The sequence below is a fragment of the Neobacillus driksii genome, assembly GCF_013409995.1.
Taxonomy (GTDB): domain Bacteria; phylum Bacillota; class Bacilli; order Bacillales; family Cytobacillaceae; genus Neobacillus; species Neobacillus driksii.
Window position 1 is genome coordinate 196,219 of the sequence record NZ_JACCBX010000003.1, and the last position, 15,012, is coordinate 211,230.

General features: G+C 38.6%; 16 protein-coding genes. All 16 read right to left on the bottom strand.

All coding sequences use genetic code 11. The annotated features are described in order from the left end of the window. Positions 1–43 precede the first annotated feature (43 nt). The 16 genes from F4694_RS07225 to F4694_RS07300 all read right to left on the bottom strand — a co-directional run bounded on the left by F4694_RS07225 (position 44) and on the right by F4694_RS07300 (position 14,951). Positions 44–748, bottom strand: a complete 705-nt coding sequence (locus F4694_RS07225) for a DnaD domain-containing protein (RefSeq protein WP_179596344.1) — start codon at positions 746–748, stop codon at positions 44–46. A 127-nt stretch (positions 749–875) separates the two neighbouring features. After that, the gene (locus tag F4694_RS07230) at positions 876–2,069 is read right to left on the bottom strand and encodes a pyridoxal phosphate-dependent aminotransferase (protein WP_179596346.1); all 1,194 of its coding nucleotides are present in this window, start codon (positions 2,067–2,069) and stop codon (positions 876–878) included. A gap of 26 nt (positions 2,070–2,095) precedes the next feature. Continuing rightward, positions 2,096–2,569, bottom strand: a complete 474-nt coding sequence (locus F4694_RS07235) for a cell wall elongation regulator TseB-like domain-containing protein (protein WP_179596348.1) — start codon at positions 2,567–2,569, stop codon at positions 2,096–2,098. Positions 2,570–2,655: 86 nt separating this feature from the next. Beyond that, positions 2,656–2,826, bottom strand: coding sequence for a YpmA family protein (locus F4694_RS07240; RefSeq protein WP_179596350.1), 171 nt, complete (start codon positions 2,824–2,826; stop codon positions 2,656–2,658). 34 nt (positions 2,827–2,860) lie between these two features. Beyond that, positions 2,861–3,715, bottom strand: coding sequence for a ComEC/Rec2 family competence protein (locus F4694_RS07245; protein WP_179596352.1), 855 nt, complete (start codon positions 3,713–3,715; stop codon positions 2,861–2,863). Positions 3,716–3,762: 47 nt separating this feature from the next. Continuing rightward, positions 3,763–6,573: an ATP-dependent DNA helicase DinG gene (gene dinG, locus F4694_RS07250; protein ID WP_179596354.1), complete on the bottom strand. Its 2,811-nt coding sequence runs from the start codon at positions 6,571–6,573 to the stop codon at positions 3,763–3,765. A 128-nt stretch (positions 6,574–6,701) separates the two neighbouring features. Beyond that, positions 6,702–7,085: an aspartate 1-decarboxylase gene (gene panD, locus F4694_RS07255; RefSeq protein ID WP_179596356.1), complete on the bottom strand. Its 384-nt coding sequence runs from the start codon at positions 7,083–7,085 to the stop codon at positions 6,702–6,704. Further along, on the bottom strand, positions 7,085–7,954 hold the full coding sequence (gene panC, locus F4694_RS07260) for a pantoate--beta-alanine ligase (RefSeq protein ID WP_179596358.1): 870 nt from the start codon (positions 7,952–7,954) through the stop codon (positions 7,085–7,087). Before panC ends, panD begins: the two co-directional genes overlap by 1 nt. After that, positions 7,951–8,787 carry a 3-methyl-2-oxobutanoate hydroxymethyltransferase gene (gene panB / locus F4694_RS07265; protein WP_179596360.1) on the bottom strand — a complete coding sequence of 279 codons (837 nt, stop codon included), beginning with the start codon at positions 8,785–8,787 and terminating at the stop codon, positions 7,951–7,953. Before panB ends, panC begins: the two co-directional genes overlap by 4 nt. Positions 8,788–9,357: 570 nt before the next feature. After that, on the bottom strand, positions 9,358–10,335 hold the full coding sequence (locus F4694_RS07270) for a biotin--[acetyl-CoA-carboxylase] ligase (protein WP_179596362.1): 978 nt from the start codon (positions 10,333–10,335) through the stop codon (positions 9,358–9,360). After that, a complete protein-coding gene (locus F4694_RS07275) occupies positions 10,320–11,519 on the bottom strand; it encodes a CCA tRNA nucleotidyltransferase (RefSeq protein ID WP_179596365.1) in 1,200 nt (399 codons plus the stop codon). Before F4694_RS07275 ends, F4694_RS07270 begins: the two co-directional genes overlap by 16 nt. 11 nt (positions 11,520–11,530) lie before the next feature. Continuing rightward, the gene (gene bshA, locus F4694_RS07280) at positions 11,531–12,658 is read right to left on the bottom strand and encodes an N-acetyl-alpha-D-glucosaminyl L-malate synthase BshA (RefSeq protein ID WP_179596367.1); all 1,128 of its coding nucleotides are present in this window, start codon (positions 12,656–12,658) and stop codon (positions 11,531–11,533) included. A 2-nt stretch (positions 12,659–12,660) separates the two neighbouring features. Further along, complete coding sequence (gene bshB1 / locus F4694_RS07285; protein WP_179596369.1) at positions 12,661–13,371, bottom strand: bacillithiol biosynthesis deacetylase BshB1; 711 nt, start codon at positions 13,369–13,371, stop codon at positions 12,661–12,663. Beyond that, positions 13,361–13,780 carry a methylglyoxal synthase gene (mgsA, locus tag F4694_RS07290; protein WP_179596371.1) on the bottom strand — a complete coding sequence of 140 codons (420 nt, stop codon included), beginning with the start codon at positions 13,778–13,780 and terminating at the stop codon, positions 13,361–13,363. The genes bshB1 and mgsA overlap by 11 nt, the downstream gene beginning before the upstream one ends. 10 nt (positions 13,781–13,790) lie before the next feature. After that, positions 13,791–14,594 (bottom strand): 4-hydroxy-tetrahydrodipicolinate reductase, encoded by an 804-nt coding sequence (gene dapB / locus F4694_RS07295; RefSeq protein ID WP_179596373.1) that lies wholly within the window; start codon positions 14,592–14,594, stop codon positions 13,791–13,793. Next, positions 14,595–14,951, bottom strand: coding sequence for a nucleotide pyrophosphohydrolase (locus F4694_RS07300; RefSeq protein WP_179596375.1), 357 nt, complete (start codon positions 14,949–14,951; stop codon positions 14,595–14,597). Positions 14,952–15,012: the final 61 nt, after the last annotated feature.

The following is a 15,012-nucleotide window of genomic DNA, read 5'->3' on the forward strand; positions in this document are numbered from 1 at the left end:
AAATGGAAACAAACGAGAGGAATTTTCCTCTCGTTCTGTATACTTATTGCTCCAGCCAATTGTAAAATGGCACAGAAGTAGTTGTAGAGGCTTGAGTATCTTGAGCAGGTCTATTTGGTGTTTGCTTTTGGCGAAACTTTCGTCCATGATTTTTAGCCTGTTCAATCGTTTTTATCCCATTCTTTTTCCATTCAAAAAGAATCCTGTCAATATACCGGAAATTTAACTTTCCTGACATGACCGATTCTCTAAGTGCTGCCTTTATGATAATGGAATCATGATGGTCATCATCCATCCACATAGCTAACGATTCACATTCAAACGGGGATAGAGGACGGCCAAATTCCTTCTCAAAACACGTGTAAAGATCGCTTTCGTCTGCCTTCTTGGTAACTTCTTCTATCTGTTTATTTTTCATTAAAAATTGTTCAACAAGTCGTTCCCATAAAGGTTGAACGGAGTATTTTTCAAACCTGATTCCATCTTGAGAGTATTCATCTATGATTTCAATAAACCCTTTTTGGATTAATCTTCGCAGAATATCGTTGCATTCCGAAACGTTAATCGTCATACGTAAGGAAAGCTCTTCTGGGGTAGGGAAGTCATTTCCCTTTTCTATAAAGGTAATAATATTTAATAAAAGAACAAGTTCATATTCATTAAGATTCATATTTCGGTACTCAGAAAATAATACAGCGGGAACTGTTATATTACCTTCCTGAAGCCATGATAATATATTTGTTTTCATCTATAAGACACCTCTTGATTAGTATAACATGAACAACCTCTCTCTAGTAAGAGGATTGGAATAACCAGATTTTATAATAAAAGTAAAAAGCCTGCAGAAGCAGACTTTTTCAGGTCATCCAATATTTTTAATCTTGACGTTTTGATTCAACAAATTCCTTCATTCTTGCTACAGCTTTCTCTAGTAAATCTAGTGAGGTTGCATAGGACAGACGGATATTGTCTGGAGTACCGAACCCAGAGCCTGGAATCACCGCTACCTTAGCCTCTACTAATAATGCTTCAACGAATGCATCAACATCCGGATATCCTGTTATTTCAGCTGCTTCCTTAACATTTGGATATAAGTAAAAAGCTCCTTGAGGCTTTACACAGGTAAAACCGGGGATTGAAACTAATTGATTATAAATCACTTCTAACCGATGTTCAAATGCCTGCCGCATTTCCTCTACTGGCTCCTGAGGACCATTATAGGCTGCAATAGAGGCATACTGTGCAGTTGTCGTAGGATTAGAGGTACTATGACTCGCAAGATTGGTCATCGCCTCGATAATCTCCCTATTGCCTGCAGCATAGCCGATACGCCATCCTGTCATAGAGTGTGATTTCGAAACTCCATTAATCACAATGGTCTGTTCCTTTAATTCTGGAGATAGCTGCGCAATCGATACATGTTTATTTTCACCATATATAAGCTTTTCATAAATCTCATCCGAAACGATTAATATATTTTTTTCGAGGCATAATTTACCTAACTCCTGCAGTTCCTCCGCTGTATAAATAACACCTGTCGGATTACTTGGCGAGTTGATAATAACTGCTCTCGTTCTTTCCGAAATGACCGAACCTAACTGTTCAGGTGTAATCTTAAAACTTTGTGACTCTAATCCATCTACGTATACAGGAACGCCGCCCGCTAATTTAACTTGCTCAGGATAGCTTACCCAATAAGGTGTCGGGATAATAACCTCATCACCTTCATTTAAGAGCACTTGAAAAAGCGTATATAACACATGTTTCGCACCGTTTCCTACGATGATTTCATTTAGTTTATAGGAAAGACCTTGGTCTCTTTCAAATTTTTCAATAATGGCTTTCTTTAATGCTGGTAAGCCTGCTGAAGGAGTGTACTTTGTATGCCCTTCATTCATAGACCTTGTTGCAGCATCTAAAATATGCTGTGGAGTGTTATAATCGGGTTCACCAGCACCTAAACCAATCACATCCACCCCTTGATCCTTTAGTTCTTTTGCCTTTGCTGTAATTGCTAATGTGGTTGACGGTGTTAGTGATAGTACCCTATTTGCTAATTTAACTGCCATTTCCTTCTCCTCCTGCTCCAATGAAGCTATAAATTTTCGATTTTTTTTAGCCATTCACCTGTTTTAAAATCAACATAATAATAATTTATTAAATTATTTTCAGAACGATAGTATATTTCCCATAATGGGATACTATTTTCCATTCCTAATTTTACAGAAATAATCTTTTTTGGACTTTTCTCTTCCAAAAGTCTTTGCACTGCATCCTCTTTTGAAATTCCATTTTTCCGTTTATCCCAAATTACTTTCTTGCTCTTCTCAGGAATCCATACGATAATATTTTCGCCTTTTTTATTTTTCCCCTCAAGAACACTTACGGTTTCTGTTCCGTGGTAAATATGGAAGTCCTCTACTTCACTTAACTCGACCTTTTCCTTTGCCAAGGAGACAGCTTTTTCTTCTGCCACATTGAGCGGCTCTTGGGCGCTTGCATATACCTTAACAAAAAACCCTACACAAACAGCAATAAATAAAACTAGAAATAAAATTATTTTTTTCATTGTACTCCACTTCTTCCAGCTACGGCTCCTACCTTTTCGGACGTTTCAATCCGTCAAAGTTGGACAGTTTCCTCCGCTTTACATCTTTATGTACGATAAATAGTAAAGATAGCTTTACTTTGATCTTTTTTGTCGAGTGCCAAGCCGAACATTAGGTCCTGTTGTTTTAATGTTCGGTTAAGGGCATCAACAATTTTGTATAAGTCCGGACTATGCTGAAGCTTTACAGTCGAGAGGACTTCTATTTTTGATTCCATAGTATTCCTCCTTTATCTCTCTAAAGCAATAATATCAGCTATAGTCTTCCTTTTCTACAGGAAAGGTGAATACTTCATAGTTATTTTCAGTAAATTTTATTGTTATCGTCCCATGCTTTTTGGTAAAAAAGACTTCTGACCATGTATCCTGCAAATCATAGATAATATCAGGGTCAGGCTGATGCTGCTCTGACTCAAACAGAATCGATATTTGCGGATTCACATATTGAATCAATTTCTCCGATAGCGAATCTTCTATAGCCCAGTTCGGTACTTTAAAAATTGTAACGTCATCTAAAGTTTTCTTTAATAAATTTTCTTCTACATAATCACTAGAGGAAGTCATTAAAAAAATCCGATGTTTAAAAAACTTCAGCGTAAAATCAATTCCTTCATTCTCACCATTTCCGGCAAATAGAACCTCGGCGGATAAATCGGGAAATAGGTCTTGAGTTGTGCCCTCGTTCCATGATATAACTTCTACTTCGGGAAAGGACTCCTTCTTATTTTTTAATTCGTTTGTTATCTCAGGTGTTGAAATCAATTTCTTTACGTTATATTTTGATATGATTTGAGTGAGTTGGTCAACAAACAGATTTTGACGATTTGTAATGATTAGTGTTGAAACTTCTTTAACACCGTATGTTTTCAGTATTTCACTTAAGTCCTCGCCTGTTTCTTCTCCACCCATATTAACCAAGATATTTTCTCCATTAGAGCCTTGAATAAGGGTAGCCTCACCATCACCTAAACCCAAAAAAGTAACAGCAATCTCATGGTCGTTCAAATTTAAGTCGATACTTTCAACATTACCATATTCAAAAGAAGAGGCACTTGCAATCGAAGAGAACTGAAAAAAGATTGCTGCCATAAGTAATAACCATTTCATACACATACCTCCCATATTATTAGGATGTGTAATTTTTCCAAATTTCATTATAACCATTTGTATATTATTTCTACCAGCTCATCGATATTTCCCTTTTTCATCGGTACATCTGGTATAGATTTTAGAAAAGCCTTACCGTATTTCGTAGTAGTAATCCTCTTATCAAAAACCAACATAATTCCACGATCTTTTTCAGTACGAATTAAACGTCCAAAGCCCTGTTTAAATCTGAGAATCGCTTCTGGTAATGAATACTCCGTAAAGGCATTACCACCCCTTTGTTTGATTACTTGACACTTTGCTTCTGTCAGGGGTTCGTCAGGCGGACTAAATGGCAACCTGACAATTACCAAGCAGGATAAATCCTCTCCAGGGATATCTACACCTTCCCAGAAGCTGCTTGTTCCCAGCAAAATGGCTTTATCATACCTTTGGAAATTCCTAGTTAGTCTTGATCGGCTGCCACTGGTAATCCCTTGAGCAATCATCGCAAAGTCATTGAGGAATCCACTTTCTTTAATAAGCTCATAGGTTTTCTTTAACATGTCGTGAGCCGTGAAGAGAATCAACATTCTTCCTTTTGTTGCTTCAGCAATTGTTATAATATGCTCGGTAATGGCAATCACGTAATCTTCTAGACTTGTTGCATTTACTTCTGGCAAATCATCAGGAATTAAAAGCTGAACCTGATTTTTATAATCGAAAGGAGACGGGATGACCATTGTCAAAGTGTTGTCTTTCACAAGTCCGATTTCGTTTATAACGTAATCAAATGAATGATTAACAGTTAGAGTGGCCGAAGTTAACACAACTCCCCTTTTAATGTTAAAAAACCTCTCTTTTAGCGAAGCTGATACAAACGCAGGCTGGGCATAGAAGGTCGTTACATTCTGTTGTGAACGGAAGTCTATTTCTATCCACTTAACATCATCGGACTTTTTAATAAAGCAATCTTGCACGGTCAATCTCAGTTCCTCTAGTTCATTTCTAAAGGATATAATTTCCTCCAGTTTTCCTTTTTGCTTACTCGTTAGTGCTCCATTACTTTTCTTTATCAGCTCTAAACAATGTGTTATCGCTGTTTGGAGGTCTTTCAAAAGAAAGGCGAAACGCTCGGCACTATGGACCAGCGCATTTCTTTCTTTACCGCCATCGTTATGTGTGAAACGTACCTTCGCTCGGTTTATGCCCCTTCTTTCTGCAGAATTTGTTTTTGCATATAGGGCAGTCAGTTTAAAAAACTCGTCCATCTCATAGGAAAGATCAGCGGCAAGTTGATTTATTTTTCCTGTCTCTAGTACTTCTTCCCTGGCAGTTTTTAAAGAATCAAGGATCATTTCGAGCTCATAATATAGCATGCGTTGCTCATATTGCCCAAATTGACTTAGAAGCAGGCGAGTTGTTAAGTAGTCTAATGAACGGCCAAAGTATTGACTTGCCACCTTCTCGAAATGATGTCCTTCGTCAATGACGGCATAATCAAAATTAGGCAATATGGATGTTTCCGATGAAAGATTACTTAATAACAATGAATGATTGGTAATAATGATGTCCGCACTCTGTGCTTCGCTTTGGGCCCGTAAATAAAAATCTTTCTCCTGCCAAATTTTATTCATCGAAAAAATGGTTTGTTCATTTTTAATTTTATTCCAAAAAATATTGCCTCCGCTTGAGAGATTTAACTCATCTCGATCGCCTGTATTGGTTTCTGTCAGCCAAACGAGAATTTGCATTTTAGTTAACGTGGTATCGTAATTGTCATTTTCCTCTAACAAGGACAGTGCAAATTTCTCCAAGCTAATATAATGATTTCTCCCTTTTAGCAAAACGCACTTTATTTCAAAAGGAAGGATTTTTGCTAATAAAGGGATTTCTTTGTAAATAATTTGCTCTTGAAGCTGAATCGTATGTGTACTCACTACAATTGGCTGCTTATTCTGCTTTGAGAAATAAGCAACCGGAAGCAGGTATCCTAGAGATTTTCCAACACCTGTTCCAGCTTCTATCAGAGTATGTTTCCCTGAATGGAAACTACGGTAAACCCCGTCCATCATTTGAAATTGACCTATTCTCTTTTCGAAGTTAGTAAAAGCCTTTTTGACCATTACGACTTTTTCATCTTCACTGGATGGATATTGGTCATCTTCCTGATACTGCCTGTTTGTTAACATTGAAATGCTGAGAGGTTTTTTCAATGCAAAAGTATGATTGCATATTTCAAGCGATTCCTGCCAACTCACACTTATCTGGTCTAATTCTAAAATAATTTCATCTATCAATTGTTGCAAATCGCTTTTTAGCCCTCCTGAAAGCTGCGAAAGCTGACGCAGAGTCAATTCAGGTAATTGAGATAACCGATTTACAAGAATTAGAAAAAGCTCTGCCGTTACTTGAGCATCACTATCAGCTTGGTGAGGGCGATCATGTTGCAGGTCCTCTCTAACCGCCAGATCTGACAACTTATAGCCATCGGCAGTAGGGAATATGATTCTCGCCATTTCAACCGTATCTAAGACTGACCCATAGAAGCCTTCAAATCCTGCTTGAATTAATTCTTCCTGCAAAAAGGACAAATCAAATAAAACATTATGAGCAACGAAATAAGCACCTTCTAATAACTCGTTAACCTTTGGGGCTATTTCTGTAAATAATGGTGCATCTTTTACCATGTTATCCTCTAAGCCTGTTAATTCTTCAATAAAAGCTGGGATTGGCCTTTGGGGATTGACTAAAGATGAGAAGCTTTCCGTGATTTTCCCGTCTTCAATAACCACAGCAGCAAATTGGATTATTTTATCCCCTTTTTTAGGGTTATTTCCTGTAGTTTCTAAATCCACCACAACAAATTTATTTATCATTCTATATAACACCTCAAACCTTCATTAAAACGGTATCACAAAAAAGCTAAAAGAAAAAGAAAACCTCACGTTATAGTATATAAAATTATCATAAAAAAAGAAAAAATCCCCGGCTAACAGGGATTTCATTACATAATCGTTAATGCTGGTTCAGCATAAATTAGTTCTTTTATTCTGTTATGTTCATCCATAATGGCAACCTTAGGCTGATGGCTTTTGACCTTTTCATCCGCTACTAAGCAATAGGAGATGATAATCACAATATCCCCTTTTTGCACAAGCCGTGCTGCGGCACCATTTAAACAAATGACACCACTGCCTCTCTCACCTGGGATAATATACGTTTCAAGTCTGGCACCATTATTGTTATTAACAATTTGAACCTTTTCATTTGCAACCATACCAACGGCATCTAGTAAATCTTCATCTATCGTAATACTGCCAACATAATTTAGATTTGCTTCCGTTACCGTAGCACGGTGGATTTTTCCATTCATCATATGGCGAAACATTATTTTACTCCCCCAATTTCCTTGCTGACCTCTAGGATGATGTTATCTATTAAGCGAACCTTTGAAAATTTAACTGCAATCGCAATGATGCAGGTACCCTCTAGATTGTCCAATGCATTTAACTGAGGATACGAATAGATTTCTGCATAATCAATTTGTCCATCGGTTTCTAAAGTAATCATGTCTGAAATTAAATTCTTTATTGTCCGAGGGTTCCGTTCCCCAGCATCTATGATCTCCTTAGCTGCGGCTAAGCTTTTATATAGAGTTGCAGCTTGACGTCTCTCATCTGGCAATAAATTAACGTTGCGAGAGCTTTTGGCAAGGCCATCTTCTTCACGAACAATATCTACAGGAATTAATTGTATCGGAAAGTTGAAATCCGTGATTAGCCCGTCTACAATAGCCACTTGTTGGGCATCCTTCTTGCCAAAATAAGCTCTTTTGGGCAGCACAATATTAAAAAGATTTGTTAAAACAGTAGCAACGCCATCAAAATGGCCAGGTCTAGATTTCCCACATAAAACCTCTGTACGTTCCTGAACGATCACTCTAACTGATGAAGAATGCGGATACATTTCCTCTACTGAAGGATAAAAAAGGAAGTCTACTCCTTCGCATTCTGCTAAGGATCGATCTCGCTCAAAATCTCTAGGGTAGGCTGAAAAATCCTCTGTCGGACCAAATTGCAATGGATTTACAAAGATACTCAACACCACAACGTCATTATCTTCTCTCGCTCTTTTTAATAAAGTTAAATGACCCTCATGTAAAAACCCCATGGTTGGCACAAATCCGATTGATTTGGATTGAGATTTCAGTTTTATTATTTCAGTTTGCATATCTTGTATTGTGGTAATGACTCTCATTTTAATCCTCCGTAAAGCCCGCTGAGCTCTCTCTCTTTCATTGTATAGGAGTGCTTATCCTCTGGAAATTGCTCCAACTTTACTTCTTTTACGTAGGTTTGAATGGATTCAATAATAAATGGATTTAGGGAGTAATATTGCTTTACAAACTTAGGCACCCTCTCCACACCATACCCTAAGATATCGTGATAGACGAGTACCTGTCCGTCTACATCCACCCCTGCACCAATACCGATTATAGGAATGGTTACATTCTTAGCTACTTCCTCAGCAAGCTGCTTTGGTACACATTCTAGTACAATAGCGAATGCCCCCGCTTCCTCACATTTTTTTGCGTCATGCAGCAATTTCATTGCATCTTTAGCATCTTTTCCTTGAACTTTATAACCGCCCAATACACCAACAGACTGCGGGGTTAATCCAAGATGGCCGCAAACTGGAATACCAGCCTGTGTAAGAGCTGCAATTTGGTCAATTACTTCATCTGCTCCCTCTAACTTTACGGCGTGAGCACCCGTCTCTTGAATTAATCTGCCGGCGTTCAGTAAAGTATCCCGAACGGATAAATGATAGCTTAAGAACGGCATATCAACAACAATAAACGTGTTTTTAGCTCCTCTTTTCACTGCTTTTGTATGATGAATCATGTCTTCCATCGTCACTGGTACTGTAGAGTCGTATCCAAGTACCACCATACCAAGAGAGTCTCCAACTAAAATTACATCCACTCCTGCTTGCTCGGCCTGTTTCGCAGAAGGGTAATCATAAGCAGTAAGCATGACGATTTTTTCCTTGCTTTCTTTCATTTTCAAGAAATCTGTACTTTGCTTCACCAACATTCCCTCCTTTTTAGTAGGAAGAGGGGCTAAAAAAGAGCAAATAAAAAGATCCATCTGAAGGCAGAGGATCTTGGTACTCTTTTACATGTTCTATCCCTCTGTCCCGGTCCGTATTACGGATCTAGGCAGAAACCTTTTTTAATTGTAAAAAGCAGTTTCAGGTGCAGCTCGAAAGCGATACCGCCCATTATTTGAATTATAAGAAAAAATTCAGAAAACCGCAAGATAATCTTTTCAGTAGGCTGCTTTAAATTGTTCTGTTGATTCGCGCTCCACTAAGGAATGCTCCTTAGAATAGTCTTCGCAGGGACAGGCGGTCTCTGCCTGTCCGGAGGCACTTCGCTTTCCGCGGGCGGTCCGGGGAGCCTGTCTAGCTACAGCGCCTGTGGGGTCTCCCCGGACCCGTCCTCCCGCAGGACTTTGAATTTCCTTCCTTGAATCCGCCCACGCACGAAGAAAATGCGATAGCATTTTCGAGGAGTCTTCGTGCCTTCCGCGCAAATCAACAGAGTGCTAATATCATAATTTCACGTTAACACAGCCATCCATAATACCTGCTATGCATTATAGTTCTATATCCGCGGAGTAAACGTGGTGTGTTTTGCCATGGTCGTCTATCATTATTAAAACTCCATCATCTGTAATGCCTTGTGCGGTACCGGTAATAGAATTAGATAAGGTACGGGCTGTTATTTTTCTGCCAATGCTTATGGCATAACCTTCCCATAAAAGCTTTATGGGAAGAAAACCTTCTTCTAAATATAGGAGATACAATTTTTCCAGGTTCATAAAGATACGCTTGATTAGGTCCGATCGGGATACTTTTTCACCTTTTTCAACGAAAAGTGAGGTGGCTATCTCCTGCAGCTCACTAGGGAAATCTTCTATTGTTTGATTAACATTGATTCCGATTCCGATAATGACTGAATTGATACGATCTGCTTCTGCTTCAAGTTCTGTTAGTATACCTGTTACCTTTTTCCCTCTTATAAGGATGTCATTTGGCCATTTTATTTCCGGCAGTAAATCGGTAAGGTCTTCAATTGCTTGGACAATTGCGACCGCTGCTAACAGGGTTAATTGAGGAGCCTTTGGCAGTGGGATATTTGGCCTGAGAATTATACTCATCCAAACACCCGTATACTTAGGTGAGTGCCATTTCCGATCCATTCTACCACGCCCTGATACCTGTTCTTCTGCGATAATAACTGTACCTTCAGGTGCATTATCATAAGCTAATCGGTGTGCTATTTTTTGAGTGGATTCAACGCTTTCCTCATAATGAACGTTTTTACCGATGAAATTTGTTTTTAGTCCAAGTCTTAATTCATCAGCAGTTATCTTTTCGGGTGTTCTCACAATCCGGTATCCTTTTCGTCGTACAGCTTCTAATTCGAAACCTTCTTTACGAAGCTCTTCAATATGTTTCCAGACAGCCGTCCTAGAGCAGCCAATCAATTCTGCAATCCGCTGCCCTGATAAGTAGGCTTCTCCGGCATTTGTGAAGGCATCAAGCAAGTCTTTCCTCAGTTGTGATTGCACTCCATCAGCCACTCCTTTATGATTTTTTTATTATTTACTATTTTACCAGCTATAATAGCTTGCTCAACCTTAAACAAGAGCTCCTTGACCCATGGTCCGCCGGGTTTGTTAAACCAACGCATCAAGTCATTACCTGTCACGTCCATTTCTGATCGCTTTTTAATTGGCAGTCCTTCGTACAAGTGTAAATAGTGCGGAATCGTATTTTGATCTTCAATACCCTTTATAACAAGGTAGAGAGTTTCCGAAGAAACAAAAACATCTTTGCCAGCAGTATATAAACTATACAAGGACCAGCTTGTTTCGAATCTCTGATATAAGTAATGAAGAATTAGCTGAATTTCCCTGATTTCCTTTAATGGGATTCGCCAGCCTCTGAGAAATTCCTCGATACCACTCTTATCAATTTTCAGACAGTAAATTAACAATGACCACATTTCACGTCGGTTTAACTTTTCCAGCTTGTACTCAAACATTAATTTAATGTTGTCTTCTTTGTTCGATAAACCTGGTAAATAGGAATAAATATTCGTTTGAAGTATTAGTTCTAATGCCTGTTTCCGATCTACACCACAAAGTAATTTGTCAAACTCAGCTTGTTTTCGCTCAACCGCTATATTCTCGAGTAGATGTACCAAACAAATCAGTGCATCTAGCGTTTCCTTTTCAATTTTGAAGGATAACTGACTGACAAAACGCACAGCACGCATGATTCTTAAAGCATCCTCTTGAAACCGCTCAACTGCTTTTCCAACTGTTCGAATGATTTGGTTCTTAATCGAATTTTCTCCGTTAAACGGGTCAATAAGATTTCCGTCTTTATCCATAGCAATGGCATTCATAGTGAAATCTCTACGCTGCAGGTCCTCCGTTAGATTTCTAATAAATGCTACTTCTTTTGGTCTGCGGAAATCCTCATATTCTGTTTCACTGCGAAATGTAGTGATTTCATATGAATGATCTTGAAAAAGAACTAATACAGTTCCATGCTCAATCCCTATATCCACAGTTTTTGAAAATATTTGCTTTACTTCCTCAGGAGTTGCTGAGGTAGCGATATCCACGTCATTTATCTCCTTATTTAAAAGGAAATCTCTCACAGAACCCCCGACAAAATAAGCTTCAAACCCGGCGTTCTCCAGTTTTCTTAAAACTGGTACCGCTGCTATAAAAGACTCTTTCATACTATTCACCCTTAATTTAAGAGCTTAAAATACAATTGTTCATATTGCGCGACAATTTGTTCGGCTCTAAATTTTGTGTTAACCACCGCAATTCCGTTAGCAGCAAATTGCTGATGTATATGTGGGTCATTTAATATTTTTATCGCCTTCGTAGAGATATCTTCAATATCTCCTAATTGACAGATGTATCCTGTCTCTCCATGCTGAATGACTTCAGGCATTCCGCCAACATTCGTCCCAATACAAGGTACGCCGCAGGCCATTGCCTCAAGAGCTACCAGCCCAAAGCTTTCTTTTTCTGATAATAATAACTTTAGGTCACTGATTGAATACAATTCATCAAGATTTTCCTGTTTTCCGAGCAGGTGGACTTTATCCGTTAAACCTAATTTTTTTACTAACCTGCAGACTGGTGTCATTTCAGGACCATCCCCTACTAGCAGCAATTTAGCCGGCATTGCTGCTGAAATTTTGGCAAATGTCTTTACAACATCCTGAACTCGTTTAACAGGTCGGAAATTCGAAACATGGATAACAACCTTTTCGTTATCTTTAATTCCAAATTCTTTCTTTAAATGATTTGCATCTCTTTTTTGATAAATTCTTTCGTCAATAAAATTATAAACGGTTTCGATTTGTTTATCTGGCTGAATTAGTTCATAAGTCTGCTCGATTAATGACCTCGAAACTGCTGTTACAACATCTGATTTTTCGATGCCAAATTTGATGGCTTCTGTTAGCGATGGATCATAGCCTAATACCGTGATGTCTGTCCCATGAAGGGTGGTGACAATCTTTACATCCACGTTGGACATTTGTTTTGCCAATATCGCACAAACGGCATGCGGAATCGCATAGTGAACATGAAGAATGTCTAATTTCTCCCTGTTTGCAACCTCTGCCATTTTACTAGCTAAAGCGATGTCATAGGGTGGATATTGAAAAACAGAGTATTGATTTACTTCAACTTGATGATAAAAAATATTATGATAAATTCGATTAAGTCTAAAAGGAATGCTGGATGAGATAAAATGAATTTCATGTCCCTTCTCAGCCAGCATTTTTCCCAATTCTGTCGCTACGACTCCTGAGCCCCCAACGGTGGGATAACAGGTAATTCCTATTTTTAATTTCCTCATTTTTAATCTCCAATCAAGTCACGATACAAGAGGATTGGCACTTTTGATTTAAAACCTTCTGCGAATTTTACTCCAACTTGTTGACCAAATAATCTTTCCCTTGCTTCTACAGTTTCTATATAACCATTTACAAGTGGTGTTTCAACACTGTTTTCTGTTTGTTCAAATTGGCTTTTATATGCCCTTAAAGCAGCTATTTTTTGCTCCATTGTCTCTGAGATATCGAAGGTGAAGTCTGGCTTATGAAAGCCATTTATCATATAGAAATATACACTTGAAACCTTATGAGGTTCTTCATCACTTTTTGTTAAATACTTTCTTATCCCAGCAGAAAAGACCGCCTCTTCTACAAGGCGGGCACAGTTCCCGTGATCAGGATGTCTATCTTCAAAATAGGGAGCAAAGACAATTTGCGGCTGGTATCGTCTAATGACGGAAGCAATTTCTCTAATAAATTCCTCCTTAAGAAGGAGACCCCTGTCTGGTATTCCCAGTGATAATCTCTCTGTCACACCCAATATTTCAGCCGCTTTCTTTGCTTCCAGTTTCCTTAATTCGATGGTTCCATTTGAAGATAAATCTGCGTCCGTTAAATCACAAATTCCTATCCTTTTTCCATTTGCTGCAAGTTTCGCGATACTGCCTCCCATGCCAATTTCAACATCATCAGCATGGGCACCAAACGCTAGAATATGTAAGGACTTATCGCTCATGACTTTCACCGTTTTTATGAAGAATATTTCTCCACTCTAAGAACCCTTCATCTAAACCTCTTATCAAAAGTTCAGCAGTCCCCATATTTGTTGCAAGAGGAATAGAGTACACGTCGCATAAACGAACGAGTGCTGTTACGTCGGGTTCATGTGGTTGAGCAGTCAGCGGATCACGAAAGAAGAAAATCGCATCCATATTATTTTTTGCAATCATCGCACCTATTTCTTGATCTCCCCCAAGCGGGCCAGACTGGAATCTTGTAATAGGTAATCCAGTTGCCTCTTGGATTCTCATCCCAGTAGTTCCAGTTGCAAAAAGTGTATGTTTTGAAAAGATTGTTTGATATGCTGTTGCAAATTGTACAAGGTCATTTTTTTTATTATCGTGTGCTATTAAAGCTATATTCATTGTAGTGCTCCTATTCTAGAATATTTTCAAGTCCATAAACAAAAATATCTTGCTTCATTACAGTTTCTACTGCTATCTTCACACCAGACATAAAGGAGGCACGATTATAGGAATCATGACGAATCGATAATGTTTGACCATCTGAACCAAATAAAACCTGTTGATGTGCAACTAGTCCTGGGAGTCTCACGGAGTGAATATGCATTCCGTTAAACTCTGCACCTCTTGCTCCATTAATTGTTTCTTTCTCATCCGGATGACCCTGCTCTTTAAATTCCCTAACAGCCGCCATCATTTCAGCTGTTTTAACAGCAGTGCCTGATGGAGCATCCAATTTTCTATCATGATGAAGTTCTATTATTTCAATATCATTAAAATACTTTGCAGCCATTTGCGAGAACTTCATCATTAGCACTGCGCCAAGGGCAAAATTTGGAGCAATAATACAACCTAACTTCTTTTCCTTACATATCTTGTCCAACTCTTCTAAATCAGCTTTTGTAAACCCAGTCGTTCCTACAACTGGCCTCACATTATATTGCAGCGCTGTCCTGGCATGGTGCATTCCTACCTCAGGTGTAGTTAGGTCAATTAATACATCACACTCAACGCTTTGCAGGGTCTTTTCGATTGTTGAGTAAATTGGGACATTCTTAATTGAATGGAAACCATCTATGTCACTTAACATGTGACCATCGTGTTTATGATCAACTACTGCAACTAGTTCAAAATGTTCAGTATTCGTTACCATTTTGACGGCCTCACTCCCCATCCTTCCACGGGGTCCCGCTATAATAATTTTTACACTATTCATTCACTTACTCTCCTCATCTTTATTTTTTATCCTGGTCCAGCGATCTTTGTCTCTCGTATTAAATTTATTCATGACATAATCATGAGCCTGTTCCAAGTCAATATCCAATGAATTAGCCAGGCAAATGATGACAAAAAGAAGGTCTCCCAGTTCCTCTTCAATCGCCTTTTCGGTTTCGCTGGATTTCTTAGGCTTCTCACCATAATAATGATTAACTTCTCTAGCAAGTTCACCAAGCTCTTCTGTCAGGCGAGCCACCATCGCTAGAGGGCTAAAATACCCCTCTTTAAATTGACCTATGTATGTATCTACTTCCGTCTGCAGATCTTTGATAGATTTCCCTTCGGGCACACCCATTCACCTCTTCCTGCGAATTACATCTACTAAATACATTAGCTAAAATAAGTTCGATTTACAA

Bases quoted from the DNA above. Each gene is read 5' to 3' on its own strand.
- F4694_RS07300 (WP_179596375.1), bottom strand. From the start codon at position 14,951: ATGGGTGTGCCCGAAGGGAAATCTATCAAAGATCTGCAGACGGAAGTA.
- F4694_RS07240 (WP_179596350.1), bottom strand. From the start codon at position 2,826: ATGGAATCAAAAATAGAAGTCCTCTCGACTGTAAAGCTTCAGCATAGT.
- F4694_RS07235 (WP_179596348.1), bottom strand. From the start codon at position 2,569: ATGAAAAAAATAATTTTATTTCTAGTTTTATTTATTGCTGTTTGTGTA.
- dapB (WP_179596373.1), bottom strand. From the start codon at position 14,594: ATGAATAGTGTAAAAATTATTATAGCGGGACCCCGTGGAAGGATGGGG.
- F4694_RS07245 (WP_179596352.1), bottom strand. From the start codon at position 3,715: ATGAAATGGTTATTACTTATGGCAGCAATCTTTTTTCAGTTCTCTTCG.
- panC (WP_179596358.1), bottom strand. From the start codon at position 7,954: ATGAGAGTCATTACCACAATACAAGATATGCAAACTGAAATAATAAAA.
- F4694_RS07275 (WP_179596365.1), bottom strand. From the start codon at position 11,519: ATGAAAGAGTCTTTTATAGCAGCGGTACCAGTTTTAAGAAAACTGGAG.
- bshA (WP_179596367.1), bottom strand. From the start codon at position 12,658: ATGAGGAAATTAAAAATAGGAATTACCTGTTATCCCACCGTTGGGGGC.
- mgsA (WP_179596371.1), bottom strand. From the start codon at position 13,780: ATGAATATAGCTTTAATAGCACACGATAATAAAAAAAATGACCTTGTA.
- panD (WP_179596356.1), bottom strand. From the start codon at position 7,085: ATGTTTCGCCATATGATGAATGGAAAAATCCACCGTGCTACGGTAACG.
- F4694_RS07230 (WP_179596346.1), bottom strand. From the start codon at position 2,069: ATGGCAGTTAAATTAGCAAATAGGGTACTATCACTAACACCGTCAACC.
- bshB1 (WP_179596369.1), bottom strand. From the start codon at position 13,371: ATGAGCGATAAGTCCTTACATATTCTAGCGTTTGGTGCCCATGCTGAT.
- dinG (WP_179596354.1), bottom strand. From the start codon at position 6,573: ATGATAAATAAATTTGTTGTGGTGGATTTAGAAACTACAGGAAATAAC.
- F4694_RS07225 (WP_179596344.1), bottom strand. From the start codon at position 748: ATGAAAACAAATATATTATCATGGCTTCAGGAAGGTAATATAACAGTT.